The sequence below is a fragment of the Adlercreutzia sp. ZJ154 genome, assembly GCF_011039055.1.
GTDB lineage: Bacteria > Actinomycetota > Coriobacteriia > Coriobacteriales > Eggerthellaceae > Adlercreutzia_A.
In genome coordinates, this window is the sequence record NZ_JAAKEF010000042.1 from 1 (window position 1) to 964 (window position 964).

The 964-nt window shown below is 39.1% G+C and carries 1 protein-coding gene; it reads left to right on the forward strand.

The genetic code is table 11. From position 1 onward, the window contains the following. Positions 1–464: 464 nt before the first annotated feature. Positions 465–964, forward strand: a 500-nt coding sequence (locus G7Y37_RS09060) for a hypothetical protein (RefSeq protein ID WP_165063139.1), incomplete at its 3' end; no start/stop codon positions are given.

The following is a 964-nucleotide window of genomic DNA, read 5'->3' on the forward strand; positions in this document are numbered from 1 at the left end:
AGAAGACTTATAAATCTTCTAATCAAGACTAGATTGCAAACCTTATATCTGTGTATCAAAAATGCGATATCAAGTGACATATAGATTTCATGTCAAAACCAACTGTTTGCAACACCTATTGACACCTCAAATCTTCATAGTTGCAACTTTTAATGAGTGCAAATCTTGCAGAAATGTGTCGGGGGTTATCTACTATACAAACTTTGCAGCTTTTGTTAGTCGATTGTGCAGATTGTATGTTCACCTGTGGAAAAATGAACCATAAATAGCTCATTTTCAAAAAAGTTCTTGCAATTCTAGGAAAGCGGGTTTTATAGTTCGGGCTGTCGATAAGACAATGGGAATTTGCGAGTAACTCGCTTTTGCGTTTTGTCTGGTTTGTAATTTGAATCAGAACAGATGCTTTTAGTGGAACGGGAATGAAGCTAAAAGCTAGCAAAAAGCAAGTGCTAAGGGACGGAAAAATGAAGAAGATGCATTTGCCTAACAAGGCATTAGTTTCAACGATTGTAGCCTCTTTGGTTCTAACACTGAGTCCTGCATCTGCGCTAGCAGATGAGACGTTGGCTATACAAGATACAAAATCAAGTAGCTCTAGTGCATCAGTTGAGGCATCTAAAACACCAGATGTGTCCAAAACAGATACACAGAGCATATCTTCTAAAGATGAATCTAGCGAAGACCTAGACAAGATTTGTCAAAGCGCAATAGAGGAAAAAGATGATATAGAGGTAGTATCTGCCTCTGTAAACCTTGCTGATAAGCAAAGCGAAGTTAGCATTGTCCAGCAAGCAGGTCTAACCTTTGCCATAAACGACAAAGATACATCTGTACCTAGGGCAGCACTTCTTGGTTGGTCTGCTAAATCTCTAAAAGACACACTTGCTATACCCTCAAGCATTCAGGTTAATAACACCTCATACACTGTTACGAACATCAGTACGAATATAGAAATGGGGGGGGG